This window comes from Salinimicrobium sp. TIG7-5_MAKvit, from assembly GCF_049569215.1.
Lineage (GTDB): Bacteria > Bacteroidota > Bacteroidia > Flavobacteriales > Flavobacteriaceae > Salinimicrobium > Salinimicrobium profundisediminis.
In genome coordinates, this window is the sequence record NZ_CP145903.1 from 508,589 (window position 1) to 528,545 (window position 19,957).

The 19,957-nt window shown below is 41.0% G+C and carries 21 protein-coding genes, 1 tRNA gene and 1 pseudogene; 11 read left to right on the forward strand and 12 right to left on the reverse strand.

Annotated features, from left to right (window positions below; all coding sequences use genetic code 11):
* Window positions 1–258: 258 nt before the first annotated feature.
* From V5739_RS02325 to V5739_RS02350, 6 genes are all read right to left on the reverse strand, one after another.
* Entirely contained in the window at window positions 259–1,731 is a 1,473-nt protein-coding gene (locus tag V5739_RS02325; RefSeq protein WP_423819501.1) for a magnesium chelatase, read from the reverse strand.
* A 47-nt stretch (window positions 1,732–1,778) separates the two neighbouring features.
* Window positions 1,779–2,897 carry a vWA domain-containing protein gene (locus V5739_RS02330; RefSeq protein WP_423819502.1) on the reverse strand — a complete coding sequence of 373 codons (1,119 nt, stop codon included), beginning with the start codon at window positions 2,895–2,897 and terminating at the stop codon, window positions 1,779–1,781.
* Window positions 2,898–3,058: 161 nt separating this feature from the next.
* Entirely contained in the window at window positions 3,059–3,784 is a 726-nt protein-coding gene (locus V5739_RS02335; RefSeq protein ID WP_423819503.1) for an ATP-binding protein, read from the reverse strand.
* Complete coding sequence (aroQ, locus tag V5739_RS02340) at window positions 3,781–4,200, reverse strand: type II 3-dehydroquinate dehydratase (protein WP_423819504.1); 420 nt, start codon at window positions 4,198–4,200, stop codon at window positions 3,781–3,783. Before aroQ ends, V5739_RS02335 begins: the two co-directional genes overlap by 4 nt.
* Before the next feature lie 86 nt (window positions 4,201–4,286).
* A complete protein-coding gene (locus tag V5739_RS02345) occupies window positions 4,287–4,748 on the reverse strand; it encodes a hypothetical protein (protein WP_423819505.1) in 462 nt (153 codons plus the stop codon).
* Between the two features lie 176 nt (window positions 4,749–4,924).
* On the reverse strand, window positions 4,925–5,530 hold the full coding sequence (locus V5739_RS02350; RefSeq protein ID WP_423819506.1) for a porin family protein: 606 nt from the start codon (window positions 5,528–5,530) through the stop codon (window positions 4,925–4,927).
* Between the two features lie 111 nt (window positions 5,531–5,641).
* On the opposite strand from V5739_RS02350, the gene xerD reads away from it, so the two are divergent.
* The 4 genes from xerD (at window position 5,642) to V5739_RS02370 (ending at window position 8,552) form a co-directional block, all read left to right on the forward strand.
* A complete protein-coding gene (gene xerD, locus V5739_RS02355) occupies window positions 5,642–6,538 on the forward strand; it encodes a site-specific tyrosine recombinase XerD (RefSeq protein ID WP_423819507.1) in 897 nt (298 codons plus the stop codon).
* A gap of 196 nt (window positions 6,539–6,734) precedes the next feature.
* Window positions 6,735–7,682: an aldo/keto reductase gene (locus tag V5739_RS02360; protein WP_423819508.1), complete on the forward strand. Its 948-nt coding sequence runs from the start codon at window positions 6,735–6,737 to the stop codon at window positions 7,680–7,682.
* Window positions 7,672–8,139, forward strand: coding sequence for a hypothetical protein (locus V5739_RS02365; protein ID WP_423819509.1), 468 nt, complete (start codon window positions 7,672–7,674; stop codon window positions 8,137–8,139). Before V5739_RS02360 ends, V5739_RS02365 begins: the two co-directional genes overlap by 11 nt.
* Window positions 8,140–8,252: 113 nt before the next feature.
* Window positions 8,253–8,552 (forward strand): HPF/RaiA family ribosome-associated protein, encoded by a 300-nt coding sequence (locus V5739_RS02370; RefSeq protein ID WP_345599023.1) that lies wholly within the window; start codon window positions 8,253–8,255, stop codon window positions 8,550–8,552.
* Window positions 8,553–8,693: 141 nt separating this feature from the next.
* Here the strand turns inward: V5739_RS02370 and murA are convergent, their stop codons facing one another.
* From murA to V5739_RS02385, 3 genes are all read right to left on the reverse strand, one after another.
* Window positions 8,694–10,007, reverse strand: a complete 1,314-nt coding sequence (gene murA / locus V5739_RS02375) for a UDP-N-acetylglucosamine 1-carboxyvinyltransferase (protein WP_423819510.1) — start codon at window positions 10,005–10,007, stop codon at window positions 8,694–8,696.
* 15 nt (window positions 10,008–10,022) lie between these two features.
* Entirely contained in the window at window positions 10,023–10,664 is a 642-nt protein-coding gene (locus V5739_RS02380; protein WP_423819511.1) for a DUF4290 domain-containing protein, read from the reverse strand.
* A 103-nt stretch (window positions 10,665–10,767) separates the two neighbouring features.
* Window positions 10,768–11,061: a DUF493 family protein gene (locus V5739_RS02385; RefSeq protein ID WP_266069581.1), complete on the reverse strand. Its 294-nt coding sequence runs from the start codon at window positions 11,059–11,061 to the stop codon at window positions 10,768–10,770.
* An 82-nt stretch (window positions 11,062–11,143) separates the two neighbouring features.
* Between V5739_RS02385 and V5739_RS02390 the strand changes: the two genes are divergently transcribed.
* The 5 genes and pseudogenes from V5739_RS02390 (at window position 11,144) to V5739_RS02410 (ending at window position 15,672) form a co-directional block, all read left to right on the forward strand.
* Window positions 11,144–11,680 (forward strand): AAA family ATPase, encoded by a 537-nt coding sequence (locus V5739_RS02390; RefSeq protein ID WP_423819512.1) that lies wholly within the window; start codon window positions 11,144–11,146, stop codon window positions 11,678–11,680.
* Window positions 11,673–13,577 (forward strand): RecQ family ATP-dependent DNA helicase, encoded by a 1,905-nt coding sequence (locus V5739_RS02395; protein WP_423819513.1) that lies wholly within the window; start codon window positions 11,673–11,675, stop codon window positions 13,575–13,577. The genes V5739_RS02390 and V5739_RS02395 overlap by 8 nt, the downstream gene beginning before the upstream one ends.
* The gene (gene fmt, locus V5739_RS02400) at window positions 13,574–14,521 is read left to right on the forward strand and encodes a methionyl-tRNA formyltransferase (RefSeq protein WP_423819514.1); all 948 of its coding nucleotides are present in this window, start codon (window positions 13,574–13,576) and stop codon (window positions 14,519–14,521) included. The genes V5739_RS02395 and fmt overlap by 4 nt, the downstream gene beginning before the upstream one ends.
* A 174-nt stretch (window positions 14,522–14,695) precedes the next feature.
* Window positions 14,696–14,977 (forward strand): annotated as a pseudogene (locus tag V5739_RS02405) (HU family DNA-binding protein); the annotation flags it as partial.
* Between the two features lie 134 nt (window positions 14,978–15,111).
* Window positions 15,112–15,672, forward strand: a complete 561-nt coding sequence (locus tag V5739_RS02410; protein WP_345599028.1) for a YqgE/AlgH family protein — start codon at window positions 15,112–15,114, stop codon at window positions 15,670–15,672.
* Here the strand turns inward: V5739_RS02410 and V5739_RS02415 are convergent.
* Complete coding sequence (locus V5739_RS02415) at window positions 15,669–16,514, reverse strand: aminotransferase class IV (RefSeq protein WP_423819515.1); 846 nt, start codon at window positions 16,512–16,514, stop codon at window positions 15,669–15,671. The genes V5739_RS02410 and V5739_RS02415 overlap by 4 nt on opposite strands.
* A gap of 49 nt (window positions 16,515–16,563) precedes the next feature.
* Entirely contained in the window at window positions 16,564–16,950 is a 387-nt protein-coding gene (locus tag V5739_RS02420; RefSeq protein ID WP_345599030.1) for an START-like domain-containing protein, read from the reverse strand.
* A 166-nt stretch (window positions 16,951–17,116) separates the two neighbouring features.
* Between V5739_RS02420 and V5739_RS02425 the strand changes: the two genes are divergently transcribed.
* Both V5739_RS02425 and V5739_RS02430 read left to right on the forward strand, forming a co-directional pair.
* Window positions 17,117–17,193: transfer RNA gene (locus tag V5739_RS02425), tRNA-Met, on the forward strand.
* Between the two features lie 495 nt (window positions 17,194–17,688).
* Complete coding sequence (locus tag V5739_RS02430; RefSeq protein WP_423819516.1) at window positions 17,689–18,867, forward strand: PepSY-associated TM helix domain-containing protein; 1,179 nt, start codon at window positions 17,689–17,691, stop codon at window positions 18,865–18,867.
* A gap of 283 nt (window positions 18,868–19,150) precedes the next feature.
* Here V5739_RS02430 and V5739_RS02435 read toward each other — a convergent pair whose 3' ends face one another.
* Complete coding sequence (locus tag V5739_RS02435) at window positions 19,151–19,951, reverse strand: hypothetical protein (protein ID WP_423819517.1); 801 nt, start codon at window positions 19,949–19,951, stop codon at window positions 19,151–19,153.
* Window positions 19,952–19,957: the final 6 nt, after the last annotated feature.

The window sequence follows — 19,957 nt, forward strand, 5'->3', positions numbered from 1 at the left end:
TGTCCCCTCCTTCGGAGGGGTGCCCTTAGGCGGGGTGGGTTTTTGGTGCTTAAAACCTGATGATTAAAATCTTGGAATTTGGCATCAGGCATTGCCTCTGTTCTCGATACTTGTTTATTCGCCCTTTTCAGGGCAAATAAAAAAACTCGAACTGACGGCAATTCAGAGAAAGTATGGAACTCAATGTTTGGAATTTGGTGCTTGGAATTTCAATACCAAATATTCAATCTAAAATAATAAATCATTACTCCTTATCCCTTATTCATTTCTAAGTCCTTCAATGTAGCTTCCATACATATCCTTGAATTGCATTCCCTGCGAAAACCGGAATTTATTCAGCTTTTTGTATTCTACCAGCCCCCAGAGCACAAACTCTTTCAGAAAATATTTGTCTTCTTCAGGTACGTTTGGCTGATATTTATTCACCAAATCTTCCAGTGCCGGTATGGAATCCAGCGCTTTTTTATAGTCGGCATCCGAAGTTTCATCAAGCAGTTCAAAGCCGCTTTCGGAGAAGAACCATTCCACAATTTCGGAATATGGATCTTCTGCATCAGGCTTCTGCAGCTTTTCGATCTTCGGAAACATGGTTGGGAAAAGTGATTTTACGGCTTCTCCTATAAGTTCCTGGGCTACCATAGCACTTCCTTCCTGCTCTCCTTCATAAACCAGTTCAATCTTTCCGGTAATCGAAGGAATAACCCCAAGAAAATCCCCCAGCCGGAGAAGGGTCTTATTTTCGCCATTTTTGATACCCCTGCGCTCGGCTGTACTTATAAGATTTTCAAATGCGGTAATACTCAGCCGCGCACTTATCCCGCTCCGGGAATCAACATATTCATGGTTTCGCGCCTCAAAACTTATTTGTTCCAGGAGGTCTTTGGCAAGTTCGGGAACCTGAACCATTTCCAGCTGCCCCGGCTCAAGCCTGGCTTCCTGATGCGTGATCTTTTTGGCAGTTTTAATGTCTACTGGGTAGTGAGTGAGAATTTGGGAGCCAATCCTGTCTTTAAGAGGCGTTACTATGCTTCCGCGATTGGTATAATCTTCGGGGTTTGCAGTGAATACAAACTGCATGTCTAACGGCAACCTCAGCTTAAACCCTCTAATTTGTATATCTCCTTCCTGTAAAATGTTGAATAAAGCCACCTGTATACGCGCCTGTAGATCGGGTAGCTCATTGATCACAAAAATACTGCGGTTGGCACGCGGAATCATTCCGTAGTGAATTACCCGGTCATCGGCATAATTCAGTTTTAGATTGGCAGCTTTAATAGGGTCTACATCTCCAATAATATCGGCAACGGTCACATCGGGCGTGGCAAGTTTCTCGAAAAACCTGTCATTCCTGTGAATCCAGGAAATAGGCGTCTCGTCTCCCTGCTCTTCCAAAAGTTCACGGGCGTAGCGCGAAATAGGACGAAAAGGATCATCATTGATTTCTGAACCTTCAACTACAGGGATATACTCATCCAATAGGTTCACCATCATTCTGGCGAGGCGGGTTTTAGCCTGCCCCCTCAACCCAAGAAAGTTAATATTGTGCTTTGAGAGGATTGCCCGCTCTACTTCGGGAATTACCGTGTTTTCATACCCGTGAATCCCTTCAAAAGCCGGCTCGTTGTTCTTAATTCTCTTCAGTAGGTTTTGCCTGAGTTCCTCTTTTATGCTTTTGCTATTATAGCCATAGTCCTTTAATGCTCCAAAGGTGCTGAGCTTTTGTATATCCATGTTCTGAAAATTTGTTTGAAAAAGGCCATTTTTGGGCCTTTAATATTTTAACCTTTAATTCTTTTCTTGCGGTTGGTCTCGTAATCTTCAAAGATCATTTCTCCAAGACCTTTAAGTCCGGTGAAGAATGCCTTCCCTTGATTTGCCTGGGTAAATTCCCTTACAAAGCGCTCCAGGTAAGGATCTTGTGCTATCATAAAAGTGGTAATGGGAATATGCAGTTTACGTGCCTGGCTCGCGGCATTGTAGCATTTCTCGACAATATATGGATCTAGCCCCACACTGTTTTGATAATATCCACCATCCCGCTCTTTCAAACAGCTGGGTTTCCCATCGGTGATCATAAAGATCTGTTTGTTGGTGTTACGCTTGCGCCTAAGCAAATCCATAGCCAGTTCAAGCCCGGCTACAGTATTGGTATGATATGGCCCCACTTGCAGGTAGGGCAGGTCTCCTATAGAAATGCGCCAGGCGTCATTCCCAAAAACGAGTATATCGAGGGTATCTTTTGGATACCTGGTAGTGATAAGCTCGGCCAGGGCCATGGCGACTTTCTTCGCCGGGGTGATCCTGTCTTCACCGTAAAGTATCATACTGTGGCTTATGTCTATCATAAGCACGGTACTCATCTGGCTCTTATGATGGGTTTCTTCGACTACAAGATCGTCTTCGGTCATCCGGAAATCATCGGCGCCATGCTGAATCTGGGCATTTCGCAAAGATTCTGTCATGGAGATCTTATCGAGCGAATCTCCAAAATTATAATTCCTGAATTCTCCCGTGTGCTCATCGCCCAACCCCAACTGATTGGTGCTGTGGTTGCCCGACCGACTTTTGCGCAGCTTTCCGAAGATTTGATTGAGCGCCTGCTGCCTAATGGCTCTTTCAGTCTTGGCCGTAATAGCCATTCCTCCACCTCCCTCAATTTCCTCACGGATGTAACCTTTTTTCTTAAGGTCTTCTATAAAATCATCTATAGTGTACTGCTCATCGGTGAGTTTGTACTCGACATCCAGCTGCCTGAGCCATTCTATAGCCTCATCAAAATCTCCGGAAGTATGAGTGATAAGCTCTTTAAAAATCTCAAAAAGCTTGTCAAAAGGAGGGATATTCTCGGCCTCAAAGCGTTTAAAAACAAAACCTTTTTTCACAATATTCCTTTCCATGCCCTAATTTAATTGTTAGCATGAACATCTCACAAAAGTGGAGGATAAATTTGTGTTAATTAGATGGGAGATTTTAGATTTTAGATTTTAGATATGAAATATTAGTAGTGAGAAAATCTCAAATTCCAAGCACCAAATTTTAATTCCTAACTTTCAAATTTTCAAATCGAAATAAGGTCGCAATAATAAAATTTGGTGTCCCAGGCTTCCTTCTCTTTTTTAAAGCAATCATCGTCTTCATCTCCTGCGGAAGTAAAAAATTTCTCTACAATTTGCCCTTTTTGGAAGGTAACTGGTCTTGAAAAAATTGGTCCGTCAAAAACGAAAGTATGAAATTCCCCATTCTCCCCGGCAGGATCTACGCCTGAAGGTAAATCGGCAAGAAAACTTTCATCTACAAGCCTTCCGCAGAAAGACCTATCTAAAACCTTTGCATTTACGCTCACAGTTATAGCTTTAAATCCGGCGGCGAGTATTTCCTTCATGAGGGCTGAAGTATCTTTTTTCCACAGCGGAAAGACCCCTTCAATTTCCACTTTTTGAAGCTGCTGTTCGCGGTACTGTTTTAAATCTTCCAGAAAGATATCACCAAAAATACTGTAACTGAATCCGGAATTCTTCAGCTTCAGCATTTCCTCTTCCATGATTTTATTATAGGTTGTCATAGAAACATTTCCCGCAAGCGGAAGAACTTCAAGGGGAATACCAATGCTTTGAGCCTGCTTCAGCAATAAATCACTTCGAAGGCCGTGCATAGAAATCCTGTCAACTTCAGAATTAACTGTGGTAAGCAACTTTTCTACGGAATATTCTTTCTGCTGTTGAGTGAGATAAAGGGCGAAGGCCGCATCTTTCCCCGAACTCCAATTTAAAAAGGCCTTTTTCATACTTCTGTAAAACTCAGTACCGCGAGTTCATAACTCTGCAACCCAAAACCCAGGATAACTCCTTTGGCGTTGGGTGCAATAAAAGATCTATGCCGAAATTCTTCCCTGGCCGAAGTATTGGAAATGTGCACTTCTACCACCGGCTTTGAAATTGCTTTTACAGCGTCTCCAATCCCGACGGAAGTGTGCGTATAGGCTGCAGCGTTGAGAATGATGCCATCAAATTCCTTATCGGCCGCATGAAGCCTGTCAATAATTTCCCCTTCAATATTAGATTGATAAGAGGCTAATTCCACTTGCGGCAATTTCTCTTTCAGGTTTTGAAAGTAATCTTCAAAAGTTTGGCTTCCGTAGGTTCCTGGTTCACGGCTGCCGAGTAAATTGAGGTTGGGCCCGTTAATGATCAATATTTTCATATAGTAAAAGTAGAAAATAAAAAAACGGAAACCGCAGCTTCCGCTTTAACAAGTCTCAAAAAAGGTATTTTTTAAACGAATTTATATCAGAGCCTGAATTCTACACCAAGATTAACAGAAGATGCCGTGCCTCCATCTATACTAATACCGGTGTAGGAACCAATAAGCCCCACCCCAAAGAGATTGAACCCTATTTTGGGTTTATAGTAAAAGCCCCCATCAATACCATCGGTTAGCCCAAGAGCATAACCTAAATCGGCTCCAAGTTCTAAATTTGCCAGACTAAACCGCGCAGTGGCGGCAAGAGGCAGAAAAGAAATATCATCAAATTCATCTACAAAAAAGTGGTTGTAACCTATCATTGGCCCTAATTGGAAATTCTCAAATCCCATGAGATAAGCAATGTCTGCGCCCACATTAAAATCTGATGCATCTGAAATATCCCCTACCGGAATTCCTGCATTCACTCCTAACCTAATATCGCGCTGAGCGTAGGTTGATGTAAAACCTACAGCAATAAAAATAAGAGAACATAAAAATTTCTTCATAACTCAAAGTTTTAAAGGTTATCTATCACTAAATTAGTGATTTACACATTACTCTTGTCGACTAAGTAAAATTCCTTTGAAAGGAAAACCTCACATTCACAGGTAGTTTCAATGGGCACAAAAAAAGAGGCTGCCTTAACTAAGACAGCCTCTTTATATAAATTTTCAGATTTTTCTTAGAACATAAATCCAATCCCGGCCTGTATCACAGAGTTATGAGCATCTATATCATCAATTAATTTAGTAAATCCATGACTATAACGTCCCTGTACAAAGAAACCACCATCGAACTTATACTCCAAACCTACAGCTCCACCAAACTCAAAATCTTTGACTTTGCTGTAATCTTCCAGATCGGTATCTCCACCATCTTCTGTTGGCATAGTATCAACCTCTTCATTAACCTTGAAGTTAAAAGAAGGCCCCGCCTGGATACTCAGGCCATCTGTAAAGTAAATTTTGGCCAGAACTGGCACATTAATGTAATCTAATTGATATTCGATGTTGTCATCGATATCAAATACATTGTCCTGATCTATTTCAGCAAGATCAAATCCCTGTGCGGAATAAAAAACCTCTGGCTGAATAGAGAATCTGTTTGCCACCGGAATTTCAGCAACAAGTCCTACATTAAAACCTGTCCTGGATTCGGTATCAAAATCATCTCCGGTAATATTAGCAAAGTTAACTCCACCTTTCGCTCCAAATTGTACAAACTCTTGTGCTGTCGAAATGGAAGTACTAAATACAATTAATGCTAAAACTAAAATTGACTTTTTCATAAATTTCATTTTTAAAAGTTCAGGGACAAATGTAGGAGGCATAGTGTTAAGAAAAACTCACTTTATATTAAAGTACTCGTAAATCCGTACTTTTAGCCCAATATTTAGCCTGTGAACTGGGAAAATGCCTTGAATGATTACCGCCATTACCTCAAAATTGAAAGAGGCCTGGCTGCGAATACCATCGAGAATTACAGTCTGGATGTGGAAAAACTTTCAAACTGGCTACAACTAAATGACGTCAAAGTCTCGCCCCTGTCTATTTCTGAAGAAGAAGTGCAACAGTTCATTTATGTGCTTGCCAAAACTATGAACGCCCGTTCACAAGCCAGGATAATTTCGGGCCTCCGCGGATTCTTTAGCTATCTGGTCTTTGAAGATTACCGACAGACCAACCCCCTCGAATTAATTGAATCTCCAAAAACCGGACGCAAGCTGCCACATACGCTTTCTACTGAAGAAATCGATGCACTTATTGCGGCCATTGACCTTAGTAAACCTGAAGGAGAAAGGAATCGTGCCATTCTGGAAACCCTGTACGGCTGCGGACTACGGGTATCTGAATTAACCAATCTACGCCTTAGCGACCTATTTTTTGAGGAAGGCTTTATTAAGGTAACAGGAAAAGGAAGTAAATCGCGATTTGTACCCATAGCCGAATCTACCTGCAAATACATTGAGCTTTACTTACACCATATAAGAGCGCACCAGGATATCCAAAAAGGCCACGAAGACACTTTATTTTTGAATCGCCGTGGTAAGCAGCTCACCCGCGCCATGATCTTCACCATAATAAAGAGACTGGCCACCATAACCGGATTACACAAAAATATAAGTCCGCACACCTTTAGACATTCCTTTGCAACACACTTACTGGAAAACGGAGCCGATTTACGAGCCATTCAGCAAATGTTGGGACACGAGAGCATCACCACTACCGAGATCTACGTTCACCTTGACCGTTCTCACCTGCGCAAGGTGATGGAAGAATTTCATCCAAGACGATGACGGGTTTAAGGTTTAAGGTTCAAGGTTTAAAAATTTCTAAAATGCAAGTCCTGTTTTCAAAACTACGGCATTCAAATCTTTACCGGGTACTTACTAATACGAATACTGAGCACTGAACACTAAATATTTGCTAAACCATAGAAATTCCTTTGGCAGCAGCCTTTTCCTCATTAATTTAAGCTTATAAAACAATATTATGGAAACACTTAAATTTAAAAACGGAGATACCATGCCGGCTATAGGCCTGGGCACCTGGAAATCGGATAAGGGAAAAGTTGAAGAAGCAGTAAAAATTGCACTTAATAACGGTTATCGTCATATAGATTGTGCCTCCACTTATGGCAACGAAGCCGAAATTGGAAGTGCTTTTAAAGACATATTTTCTCAGGGCAAGGTAAAAAGGGAAGATGTTTGGGTAACCTCTAAACTATGGAATGATTCTCACAAAAAAGAGCACGTAATTCCTGCCATTAAAAAGACTTTAGACGATCTACAATTAGATTATCTCGACCTCTATCTTATGCACTGGCCGGTAGCTTTTAAACACGGGGTTGGTTTCCCGTCTAATGATGACGACTATCTTTCTCTTGAAGAAGTCCCTATTATTGAAACCTGGAATGCCATGATCGAAGCAAAAAAGCAAGGTCTGGTTAAGCACATTGGGGTATCAAACTTCAGCAGTAAAAAGCTGTACGACCTTATGTCACAAACTACCGAAACCCCTGAAATGAACCAGGTAGAACTACACCCATTCTTACCACAATCTGAACTTATACAGTTTTGTCGCGAAAACAACATTCACAATACCGCCTATTCTCCCCTAGGAAGTGGCGATCGCAGTGCGCAAATGAAAGCTGAAGATGAACCTTCTCTTTTAGAAGAACCTGCAATTGTTGAAATTGCTGAGAAACACAATGTTTCCCCAGCGCAGGTGCTCATTAAGTGGGCGGTCTCTCGTGGCACAGCAGTTATCCCGAAATCTACTACCGAGAAACACATCATTTCAAACCTGGAAAGCATCAATGTAAAATTGGATGAAGAAGACCTTAAGAAAATCGCGGGTATAGAACGCCATTTTAGATACGTGACCGGCGAGTTCTTTATCACTCCAGGCAATTCATACAACAACATCTATGACTTATAGATCATACCTTCCAAAAATGGCACTTTGGCTCCTCTTTTTGGGAGCCTTAAGCAGCTGCAACAATCAGAATAGGGAGCTAGAGTCCAAAAATCAGGAAATTGATTCCCTTTCGCAGGAACTTACCCAGAAGAGGCAGCTCATAGATTCCCTGAAAAACCGTCCGGTTACAACTGAAGATCAGGTGACTATACCAGTTTACTTCGGAAAGGAATTTGAAGACATTCAGGATCCCAAAAAACATATTACTGAGGCTTTAAAACAGCAAAAAGACCTGATTCCGTTAGATCCGGTGCTTGGTGGTACTATGGAATTCAGGCAGGTACAGGTAATCACTGAAAACTGGGTGCTGGCAATCTATGATGATGGCCATGTACAGGGAAAATCAATTTTTGAATATGAACTTCAGGAAAATAATAAGGTAACTTTTAAAGAAGTTGCTTCCAGGCTTCAGCAGTAGGAAAAGACTGAGTAAAATGCCATTTTTGGAACGTTATATTTTTTATAAACTAACCACTTTCCGAAGCAATTTTGCTATCTTGAAGAAGTATATTTTAAGTAAAAAAGAAGAATATGAAGACAAACATTCAATTTGTACACGCAGACACAAAACTTTCGGCAGAACAACTTGTTCAGAGAAAACTTGATAAACTTGAAAATAAATATGACTGGATCATCTCTGCAGATGTAATGTTTAAGGAAGAAAAGTCTACCAACGGCAACGGGAAAACCTGTGCTATAGAATTGAGCCTTCCGGGCCCAAAGATCCATGCCTCCTCAAATTCTGACAGCTTTGAAGCCGCTGCTGCCGAAACGGTAAAAGACCTTGAAAAACAGCTTCAGAAAAGAAAAGCTGAAATGCAAAGCCACTAGGCAAATGTATATTGTATAATGAATATTGTATAATGTAAATGATGTAAAAAAGGCTGCCGGAAAATGTCATTTTCCGGCAGCCTTTTTTATATCAATTTAGTCTTGAGTTTTGTCTATTGACTATTTACTCTCGACTTCTAACTAAGCTACTCGCTTGATCTTAGCGCCTATTGCCTGCAGGCGCTCATCAATATTTTCGTAACCGCGGTCAATTTGTTCGATATTATGGATCACCGAAGTTCCTTTTGCAGAAAGTGCTGCAATTAAAAGGGAGATCCCTGCTCTAATATCGGGCGAAACCATTGTAGTTGCTTTGAGCTGAGACTTAAAGTCATGACCTATTACGGTAGCCCTGTGCGGATCGCAAAGAATGATCTTGGCGCCCATATCTATTAATTTATCCACGAAAAAGAGTCGGCTTTCAAACATCTTTTGATGAATTAGCACATCTCCTTTTGCCTGGGTAGCCACCACCAGCATGATACTCAAAAGATCGGGCGTGAAGCCGGGCCATGGTGCATCACTGATACTCATAATTGAGCCATCAATAAAACTTTGCACTTCATAACCGTTGGTATGGGCAGGAATGTAAATATCATCCCCTTTTCGCTCCATTTGAATACCTAACTTTCTAAAAGTAGCGGGGATCAAACCTAAATGTTCCCAGCCTACATTTTTTATAGTAATCTCACTTTTGGTCATGGCGGCAAGGCCAATCCAGGAGCCAATCTCTATCATGTCGGGAAGTATGGTATGCGTACAACCTCCTAAAGATTCCACTCCTTCAATTTCAAGTAAATTTGAACCTACCCCGCTTATCTTTGCGCCCATACTGTTAAGCATATTGCAAAGTTGTTGCAGGTATGGTTCGCAAGCGGCATTATAAATAGTAGTCTTGCCTTTTGCGAGTACAGCTGCCATCACAATATTGGCAGTTCCGGTTACCGAGGCTTCCTCGAGCAACATGTAAGTACCCTTCAAGCCATTTGGCGCTTCCACCCCGTAAAACCGTTCTTCTTTATTATAACGGAAGTCGGCTCCAAGTTTTATAAAGCCTTCAAAATGCGTATCAAGTCTTCTGCGACCAATCTTATCGCCCCCCGGTCTTGGGATATAACCCTGACCAAATCTTGCCAGCATTGGCCCCACGATCATTATTGAACCCCGAAGTCCACTTCCTTCCTCCTTGAATTTTTCACTCTTAAGGTAATCAAGATCAAGCTCATTGGACTGGAAAGTATAAGATCCCTTTCCAATTTTTTCTACCTTCACACCCAGCTGTTTTAGCAGGTGAATAAGCTTATTGACATCCAGGATGTCGGGAATATTATTTATTGTAACTTTTTCGGAAGTGAGCAATACGGCACAAAGAATTTGCAGAGCTTCGTTCTTTGCTCCCTGGGGTTGAATTTCCCCTTTTAAAGCATGCCCTCCTTCAATTTGAAAAGATCCCATAGAAAATTCGTAATTTTAGTATCGTTTACGGCTGCGTGTTCTGTTATTTGACTTTTTAACCGGCTTTTTAGAGGTGAATTTCTTGTTGCTTCTCAAAAGTTCTGAAGCTTCGCTAAGGTCCTCTTCGGTATTTTTTAGATTGATCTTACCGTCACTTAGTTCCCTTAAATGCTCAAAGATCACTTTGTCATCAACAGAATCTTTATTCCAGCTTAGGTAAGACTTCTTCATGTGATTGGCAATTGTGAAGACAAGACCTTCTTTTTCGGGCCCATCTTCAAATTTATTTGCCTCATCGATCATCCGCTTGATGTTATTTCCGTAGAAACGATACTTCGGAAAGTTTTGCGGGTAAGTCATACGCTCAGGTCTCTCTTCCAGTATTTCCCTGGATGGTTTTGGAAAAGGACTCTCTACATCAAGTTTAAAATCACTTATAATGAACAACTGGTCCCAAAGTTTATGCTGAAAATCGGGTACATCCCGAAGGTGGGGATTGAGGTTCCCCATCACTGAAATTATAGCCTTCGCCACTTTATTGCGCTCTTCATCATCTGCGATCTCTACGGCGTGTTCAACCATCTTTTGAATATGTCTTCCATACTCAGGAATGATGAGTTTACTCCTTTCGGAGTTATATTCTAATTCGTTTGTCAAAATGAATAATATTAGGTGATAATATACTGCAGAAGTTTATCGACTGCAAATTAAATAAATTATTCAGGAAAAAAGCAGCTCTACTAAATTATCCTGCAATTATTTAGAGTGAGATCACTCCTTCAATTTTTTGTCCTACTTCCTTGTATTTGGCTATAACCGCATCGGGGTCCTGCATTTTCACATTTACAGAAACACTCGTATAGTTACCTTTTTTGGACTGCTTTGTATTAATAACGGCGCCCATATTGTTGAAGATCTCCTCAACCCCCTGTATTTTCTCAGGTTTTGTGGGTACTATAAATTTATACAAATAAATAGACGGCCAGCTTGCAGTGTCCAGCAATTGCGACTTTAGCTTGCGATAAAATTCTTCCGGGTCTTTAGCTTCGCTCATAGTAATCTTGCTTCATGATTCCTGCAAAGATACATTTTAGAATCTATTTTTTAAATTGGATGCAAATTGCGAAATTTGCCGGGTGAATACCAGAAAGATTGTAATAACCGGCGGTCCCGGTACAGGAAAGACATCTGTCATTGAAGCCCTTGAAAAACACGGATATTTTTGTTTTCATGAAGTGTCACGGGAGATCATAAAAGAGTCTCAAAAAAAGGGAATTGATCAATTGTTTCTAAAAGACCCTCTGCTCTTTAGCGAACTCTTGCTCGAAGGAAGAATTAAGCAGTTTAAGGAGGCTCATGAGAAGAAGACCAACATGGTCTTTCTAGATCGTGGGGTGCCCGATGTTGTGGCTTACATGAATTACTTCGGAAATGAATATCCTCCCGTATTTAATCGCGTGTGCAAAGAATATGTTTATGACAGGGTGTTTATTTTGCCTCCGTGGAAGCAGATATATACTGAAGACAACGAACGCTATGAAAGTTATGAGCAGGCAGTAGAGATTCATGATGAGCTGGCCCGCAGCTATGCCTTTCACGGTTATGAAGCTATAGAAGTCCCCGAAGGCACCATTGCCGAACGGACCCTGTTTATTCTGAACCACCTTGAATAGCCCCGAAGACATATTAAAGCAGTACTGGGGCTTTGACAGCTTTAGACCGCTGCAAAAAGACATTATTGAACAATTACTTCGGAAGCAGGACGTCATTGCCCTGCTGCCCACCGGCGGCGGAAAATCCCTTTGTTTTCAGGTCCCCGCCATCATACAACCCGGAATTTGCATCGTGATCTCGCCCCTGGTCGCCCTCATGGAAGATCAGGTAAAGGCACTGCAGGCAAAAAACATCAAGGCCATGGCACTCACCGGCGGCATACATTTTAGGGAAGTGGACACCATGCTGGATAATTGCATCTACGGAAATTACAAGTTCCTCTACCTCTCCCCCGAAAGATTGCAGCAGGAACTGGTGCAGGAACGCATCAAACAAATGCAGGTAAACCTTATTGCTGTAGATGAAGCGCACTGTATTTCACAATGGGGCCATGATTTTAGACCTGCCTACCGCAACATATCTTTGCTGCGCCAACTAAAACCTGATGTTAATGTAGTGGCTTTGACTGCCACGGCAACACTTCCGGTAGTAAAGGATATCGCGCAGCAACTGGAATTGAAGGATGTAAAACTGCTTCAGAAATCCTTCCGAAGAGAAAACCTGGCATATATTGTAAAAGAGGCCCAGGACAAAAATTACTACATGGAGCAATTGCTCCGGGAGCACAACGAAGCAGGAATTATCTATGTTAGGTCTCGCAAGGCCACTATTGAACTGGAGCAATACCTGCTAAAAAAGGGCATTTCTGCCACCTCTTTCCACGGCGGACTCCCAAAATCTGAAAAGTCTTTACGCCTGCAGCAATGGCTTAAAGAAGATAAAAGGGTAATGGTAGCCACCAGCGCCTTTGGGATGGGTATAGACAAGGCAAATGTGCGTACAGTGATACATTTGAACCTGCCCGAGAGCCTTGAAAGTTATTTTCAGGAAGCCGGAAGGGCCGGAAGGGATGGAAAACCTGCCAAAGCAGTTGTGCTAACCAACAAGAGTGACATTCCCCTGCTTAAAAATCAATTTTTGGCCACGCTTCCGGGAGTTGAGATGGTAAAACTGGTTTACAAAAAACTGAATTCTTATTTTAGGATAGCCTATGGCGAAGGTGAAGGCACAGAGCACTATTTAAACTTTTACCAGTTTTGCCAGAAGTACGAGCTTAACACTTTGCTCGCCTATAATACGATGCAGTTACTGGACAGGATGAGCATCCTGACGCTGGCCGAGCAATTTCAGAAGAAAACACGAATTCAGTTTCTGGTTACTGGAAAACAGATCAACTGGTACCTGGAAGCAAATCCGCAGTTTGATGCTGTTGTAAAATCCATTTTACGCACCTATGGCGGGGCTTTTGACAGCATGGTTGAACTAAATTTACAGGTGATAGCCGGGAAAGCAGGAACTACAGTACAGGAAGCGACAAAGCTGCTCCAACAGCTTCAAAAAGAAGATATAGTTAATTTTGAACACGATCAACACGACACAAAAATCACATTTTTGGTGCCCCGGGAAGATGATATCACTATTAATCCTTTAATACCTTACATCAAACTTCAGGGGAAGACAAAACAGGAAAAAATTGAGCAGGTGCTTGCATATGTTGAGAACGACAGGCAGTGTAAAAGTGAACAACTGTTGCAGTATTTTGGGGAAAAGGAAACTGAGCCCTGCGGAATTTGCTCTGTTTGCCGGCCTTTAAACACCAAACTTGATCGTGAGGAGATGAAAAGGATTTACTTTGCAATTATCGGCCTCCTGGAAGGGCAGGAATACAATTCACGCGAGATGGTTGAAAGACTTGATTTCCCGGAAGACCATATCATCAAAGTCTTACAGTTACTGGTTGAGAAAGGAGCCTTGGCTATCACTGCATCTAATAAATATAAATTAAAACATTTATGAGAGATTTGAGAATTGTCTTTATGGGTACGCCCGAATTTGCTGTTTATTCACTCAAAGCCATAGTGGAAGCAGGATATAATGTTGTGGGAGTTATCACAGCACCCGACAGGCCTGCAGGTAGGGGAAGAAAACTCCAGGCATCGGCAGTAAAGCAATTTGCAATTCAGCAAAACCTGAAAGTACTGCAACCGGTAAACTTAAAGTCGGATGATTTTTTAGCCGAACTAAAGGAACTCAACGCCAATTTACAGGTAGTAGTGGCTTTTAGAATGCTGCCCGAAGTAGTTTGGAAAATGCCGGAATTTGGAACTTTTAACCTTCATGCGTCATTACTACCCCAGTATCGCGGGGCAGCCCCTATCAACTGGGCTATAATTAACGGAGAAAAAGAAACCGGCGTGTCGACCTTTTTTATAGACGAAAAGATTGACACCGGCGAAATGATCATGCAGGAAAAAATAGCCATCACCCCTACAGAAAGTGCCGGAGAATTGCACGACAAGCTTATGCAGACCGGATCTCACCTTATTCTAGAGACATTAGAGGCAATTAAAAAAGGAGAGGTTAAAACCACCCCCCAACCTGAAAGCGGCGAATTAAAGACCGCCTATAAGCTAGACAGGAAAAATACCAGGGTGAACTGGGAAGCACCTTTAGAAAACACGTACAACCTTATTCGCGGACTAAGCCCCTATCCTACCGCCTGGACCATGTTGAGTAATGGCAACAAGGAGGAAATTATGAAGATCTACGCCGGCGATATTGAAAAAACTGAACACGAAAATGTTACCGGGAAGATTGTACAGGAAGGAAAAACAGTAAAAGTAGCAGTAAAAGAAGGATTCCTGGTACTTACGGAAGTTCAGCTTCCGGGAAAGAAAAAGATGGCGATTAAGGATCTTTTGAACGGCTATGAATTTTATGCGAACGCCAAAGTTCTGTGAGGCCTTATAAATGCTGATATTAGCGTATTTCCGAGAAAATCAACTAAGGTTATCAACAATTTTCCGAAGTTATTAACAATATCCGGCTTTTCCCTTGATATTACTTGCATGGGAAAGTTTTCCATATAAATTTGTAAAGCAAATTATTAAAAGTTCAACCAACAACTATTAAAAACTCAAATTATGAACAAAACAGATTTAATTGATGCAATGGCTGAAAATGCCGGGATTTCTAAAGCAGCTGCAAAAAAGGCACTAGAATCTTTTCTTGAGAATGTTGAGAAATCTCTTAAAAAAGGAGATCGCGTTTCATTAGTAGGATTTGGTTCCTGGTCAGTTTCTAAAAGAGCTGCAAGAGAAGGAAGAAACCCTCAAACAGGAAAAACAATTAAGATTGGTGCTAAGAATGTAGTAAAATTCAAAGCAGGTGCAGATCTTCAAAAAGCTGTGAACTAATATTTACAAAACCTAAGAAAATATTAAACTCTCCCAAACGGGGGAGTTTTTTTGTTAAAAATTATCTATTCTCATTTGACGCTGTACAATATTTTTTTAGATTTAGGTAAAAGATTGCAGAAACTATTGAAGAAATGACTACACTAAAACCTGCCAAAGGATTACTTCTTATTGCCGAGCCTGCCATTACAGGAGACCTCTCCTTCAATAGATCTGTGGTGCTTATCGCCGATCATACCGAGAGCGGCTCTGTAGGTTTTATCCTGAACAAGGAACTCGATTTTACACTCAAAGATCTTCTGCCAGATATTACCGGAAATTTCAAGGTATACAATGGCGGACCTGTGGAGCAGGACAATCTTTACTTTATCCACAAAGTTCCCGATCTTATTCCCGATAGCGTTGAGATAGCCAGCGGAATTTACTGGGGCGGAAATTTTGAAGCGGTGAAAGGCCTTATAAATGAGGATCTCATTAGTGATAAAGAAATCAAGTTCTTTTTAGGTTACTCCGGTTGGGAATTTGATCAATTAAACCAGGAGCTCAATGCAAATTCCTGGATAGTTGCCGAAAACAACGACCATAAAGACATATTAAACCGTAAACCACGTACTTTCTGGAAAGATAAAATGATCCAGTTAGGTGGCAATTATATAATCTGGTCTAACGCTCCAGAGAATCCTTCGTACAACTAACTTAATCTTGCCAGCGTATTTAGGCGGCCAAGCAATACTTTAGCCACTTCAGTGCTGTACTCTTTTTTACGGTATTTTTTGACCGGCTGTATTCCCGTAACTACGTTTGATATAAACATCTCATCAGCCTTTTGTAATTCAAAGGGAGAAATAGAAGTCTCTTCAAGAGTATAATCGGGCAGTTTCTTTATGATTTCCAGGATCTTTCCGCGGGTGATCCCCTTTAAACAACCGTCGGTTATTGGAGGCGTTTTAATAACATTCCCAACTACCAAAAAGATATTACCATTGAGTGCTTCAACAACATTTTTTTGTTCGTTGAGCAGCAAACAGTTGTTATAATCATTTTCCATGGCATAAATACCTGCCAAAACATTCACCGCCCTGTTATTAGTTTTTAACGTGGAGAGTAATCCCTTAGCCACATAGTGATCTTTAAAAAGTTCTACTTCGTAGAAGTCTTCATTTAAAAGGTAGAAAGCATTAGGGAGAGCTTCAGCAGTAACGAGATAGTCTATTTCGTTGGTTTGAGGGGTATAGAAACCACCTGCTTGCCGGGACACATTGAGCTTCACCCGTGCCTGGGTGTCAAAAAGGTCATTTTCACGTACAATTTGTAAAATTTCAGCTTCAAGAAATTCAGGAGAGAAAGTAGCCGGAATTTCCATTCTCATAATGCGCATAGATGCCATTAACCTAAAGTAATGATCTTCCCAGAAAATGATCCTGCCATTGATTACGCGAATAGTCTCAAACACTGCATCTCCATAAGCAAAGCCACGGTTAGCAATAGAAAGAGAGGCCTCTTTTTCTTCAAACAACTGTCCGTTGATATTAACCATAAAAAACCCGTTTTTAAAACGGGCAAAGGTAGTATTAAATAAGGGATTTCTAAACTGAACCCAGTACTTGTTTAAGATCTGAAATCATATTTTCCCACAACATTTTCCCTTCATCTATTTCATCTTCTTCAGCAAAGTCGGTAATCATAATGGAAACATCTTTGGTGATCTCATCTACCTGGATGCGCAATTCAAAAAAATATTGAGAATCCTCATCAGCTAACCAGCGAAATTTCACTCTTTCTCCAGATTTCTTGCTTAGTAATTTTGCTTTTTCTTCGCTTCCGTTCCAAATAAAGGTAAATAATTCTCCGCGCGAATTTACATTATCTGCATACCATTCACTTAAGCCTGACGGGGTTGCGATATAGTTGTAGAGTAAAGAAGGGGAAGCCTGGATTGGAAATTCCATTTCAAACTTAATTTTATCGTCCATGCTGCGGTTTTGTTAGTTTCGGGCAATATAAATATTAATTAGAAACATAAAAAGAAATCAATTTAAATAATTACTAAAAGATAGTTTGCGGCAAGATAAAATGTTTTTATATTTGCACCCGCTAAAAGATAGCACAGCCCCTACAGGCAGTCTCTTTTAGAAACATGGCGAGGTAGCTCAGTTGGTTAGAGCGTCGGATTCATAACCCGGAGGTCACGAGTTCAAATCTCGTTCTCGCTACCAGTAAAATGAAGGCTTTCGAGAAATCGAAGGCCTTTTTTTATGTTCTAAACCCAACGATAAAGAAATTTTATTGTCATACATAAATATTGTGACGATTAAATATTAATAACCGGTAAAGGGAGAATTGAAACATTATTCTACAAAATAAGTTTTGAACGCTGAGAAAATTGATCTTTAGAAGATACCTTTTCTGTGGCGGTTCTTCACGCTATTTCAATCAAATTCTTTTCTTATTTAAAAAAAGTCTAAATAACAATTGGAGAAGTAAGCTGCGCTAATTAACTTAGGTGCCGCTTTTATTTAGACTTATTTTAAAGAACTGGAGCTCCAGTTCTACTTTACGTTTCCTGTTATATTGAATGGGTTTCAAAAAGGTTCGGTCGCTTATACACGAGTGGCTGAGATTGAAAGAGAGAATATTAAAAGCCTTATTAAACTGTAATTCATTTGGTCACGGGTAGAGCTTACTTACGCTCGCGGCCTTTTTTATTTCTTATGAAAAAGAAAAGTAAGAAGAGTAAATCGAACCTTAAAAAATGGATTAGACAAATCCACCTGTATCTGGGACTGGTTACTGGTGCAATTGTCTTTGTTATTGCCATTACCGGGTGTCTGTGGGTTTTCCAGGAGGAGATTAAATTGCTCACCAATGACCTCCCTGAAATAGAGAAAAGAGACGCCTCAATTCTCACCCCTTTAGAAGCAAAAGCTCTTGCTGAAGAGGAATTGCCCGGCAGGTATGTTCACGGGACCCTTTACGCAGAAGAAAATGAACCTATTGAGGTTATTTTCTATGAACTGGAACCTGAATTCTACCAGTCGGTTTACCTGCACCCATACACGGGTGAAGTGCTTAAAGTGGAAGACCACATGACAGGTTTTTTCCCTTTTATTCTCGATGGGCATATGTATCTGTGGCTCCCTCATGAAATTGGCAGCCAGGTAGTAGGCTGGAGTACCTTCATCTTTTTCTTTATGCTGGTTACCGGTATTGTTCTTTGGTGGCCCAAAAACAGGAAAATGAAAAAGCAACGCCTGTCATTCGACTGGAAGAAAAGCACCAAGTGGAAGCGAAAAAATTTCGATTTACATTCTGTAATGGGATTTTATGTAAGCTTTGTGGCAGTAATTGTTGTGTTCACAGGCCTGGTGATGGTATTCGAATGGTTTGCAAGTGCTGTGTATAAAGGTATGGGAGGAGAAAAGGAAGTGGTTTTCACTATCCCAGATAATACTTCAGGAACTTTTAAAGCTACAGAAAATCCTCCTATAGAATCGCTAATTGTAGACCTGAAAAAGGAATATCCTGAAGCTGTAGACCTCGAGATACACTATCCTTACACCGATTCTTCCAGTATTTATGTGGAAGTAGCCTATCACGACGGAATCTATTACACTGCAGATTATCGTTTTTACGACCAAAATACCCTCGAGGAAATTGAAACCCCAAGTGTTTACGGTGTTTATGAAGAGGCAGGTTTTTCAGAAAAAGTACTCAGGATGAATTACGACATTCACGTAGGCGCCATTGCAGGCCTACCCGGAAAGATTATTGCTTTCTTTGCCAGCCTCATCTGTGCCAGCCTGCCAGTTACAGGCTTCCTGTTATGGTACGGGCGCAAGTTCAAGAAGAAGAGCCCCAGGCTAAGAACCCGCGAACTTGAATTCACCTGATATTCTTCCGAAGAATATTATAATCTGCGGAAAGTTTTAAACACAAAAGGTGCTCAAAAATGTCATTTTTGAGCACCTGCTGAAGGTCTTCCAAATATACTACTGCTATAAGTTATACTGGTGTGGAAAATTTTTAAATCAGAAAGCTTTTAAGACCTTTTCTAACTCCGATCGTCAACTTCAGGAAGAGCTTTTCGTCTTTTAAGGAAGCTCAATGGAACTTTAGAATCTCTTTTTTTTAATAATAAGTCAGAACAACATCCTTTTTTAGACATCACCTTCTTTACCGCTTCATAAATTCTGTGCTTTGCAGCACCATAAGGTCTAAAAGCTGTAGCTCGTTTTCTTTTTCTAAAAGTGCGTGAGATACTCCTTTCTTGTGCAGATAGGCAATAAAAGCCAGGATCTCTTCCTTATCGATCTTTAAGACCTCCTGAAAAAATTCGTGGTCATACCGGTTCAGCAACTCCCGCTCTAGCAGGTCATAACCTGCCCTTGCTCTTCGTATTTCCTGAGACCTGTCTTTTGGAGCCGGAGCTACAAGATCTACAAGGCCGCCAATGATCTTTATTGGCTGAAAACCATATTCCATATTTGCCGACATTCCCGGATTTGTAACACCTGTCTGGGCATCGGGTGAAAACGAGTAATTCATACCCATGATTTCCGCGGCAGACCAGGTGGGAAGGTCTAGTTCTAAAACGGGAATGTTTTTAAGATCTGCTGCAAGGTTTCCGGTGAGGTTATGAGGCTTAATTACCACTTCTGCCAGTTCATTGATATCTTCGGAAATCTCTACCTGCAAAATTTGCGTACTTAGTATATTCTTATCAACTACCACCAGAAGATCTCTATATTGTACAGCCGAAATGTAAAGAGAATCATTTAAGCCCGCACTAATCGTAAAATCTCCATTCCTGTTAGAAACACTACCTTTCCCGGTGGTTTTGTTGTAGATCGAAATTCCCTGCGCCTCAGCTTCCGCAGGTACTTTTATGCTTCCCTTAATTTCGACTTCCCCTATAGATTGAGCAGCAGCCGTAAACGAGGTGAAAAGCAAAATAAAAATGTAGATATGCTTCATATTATA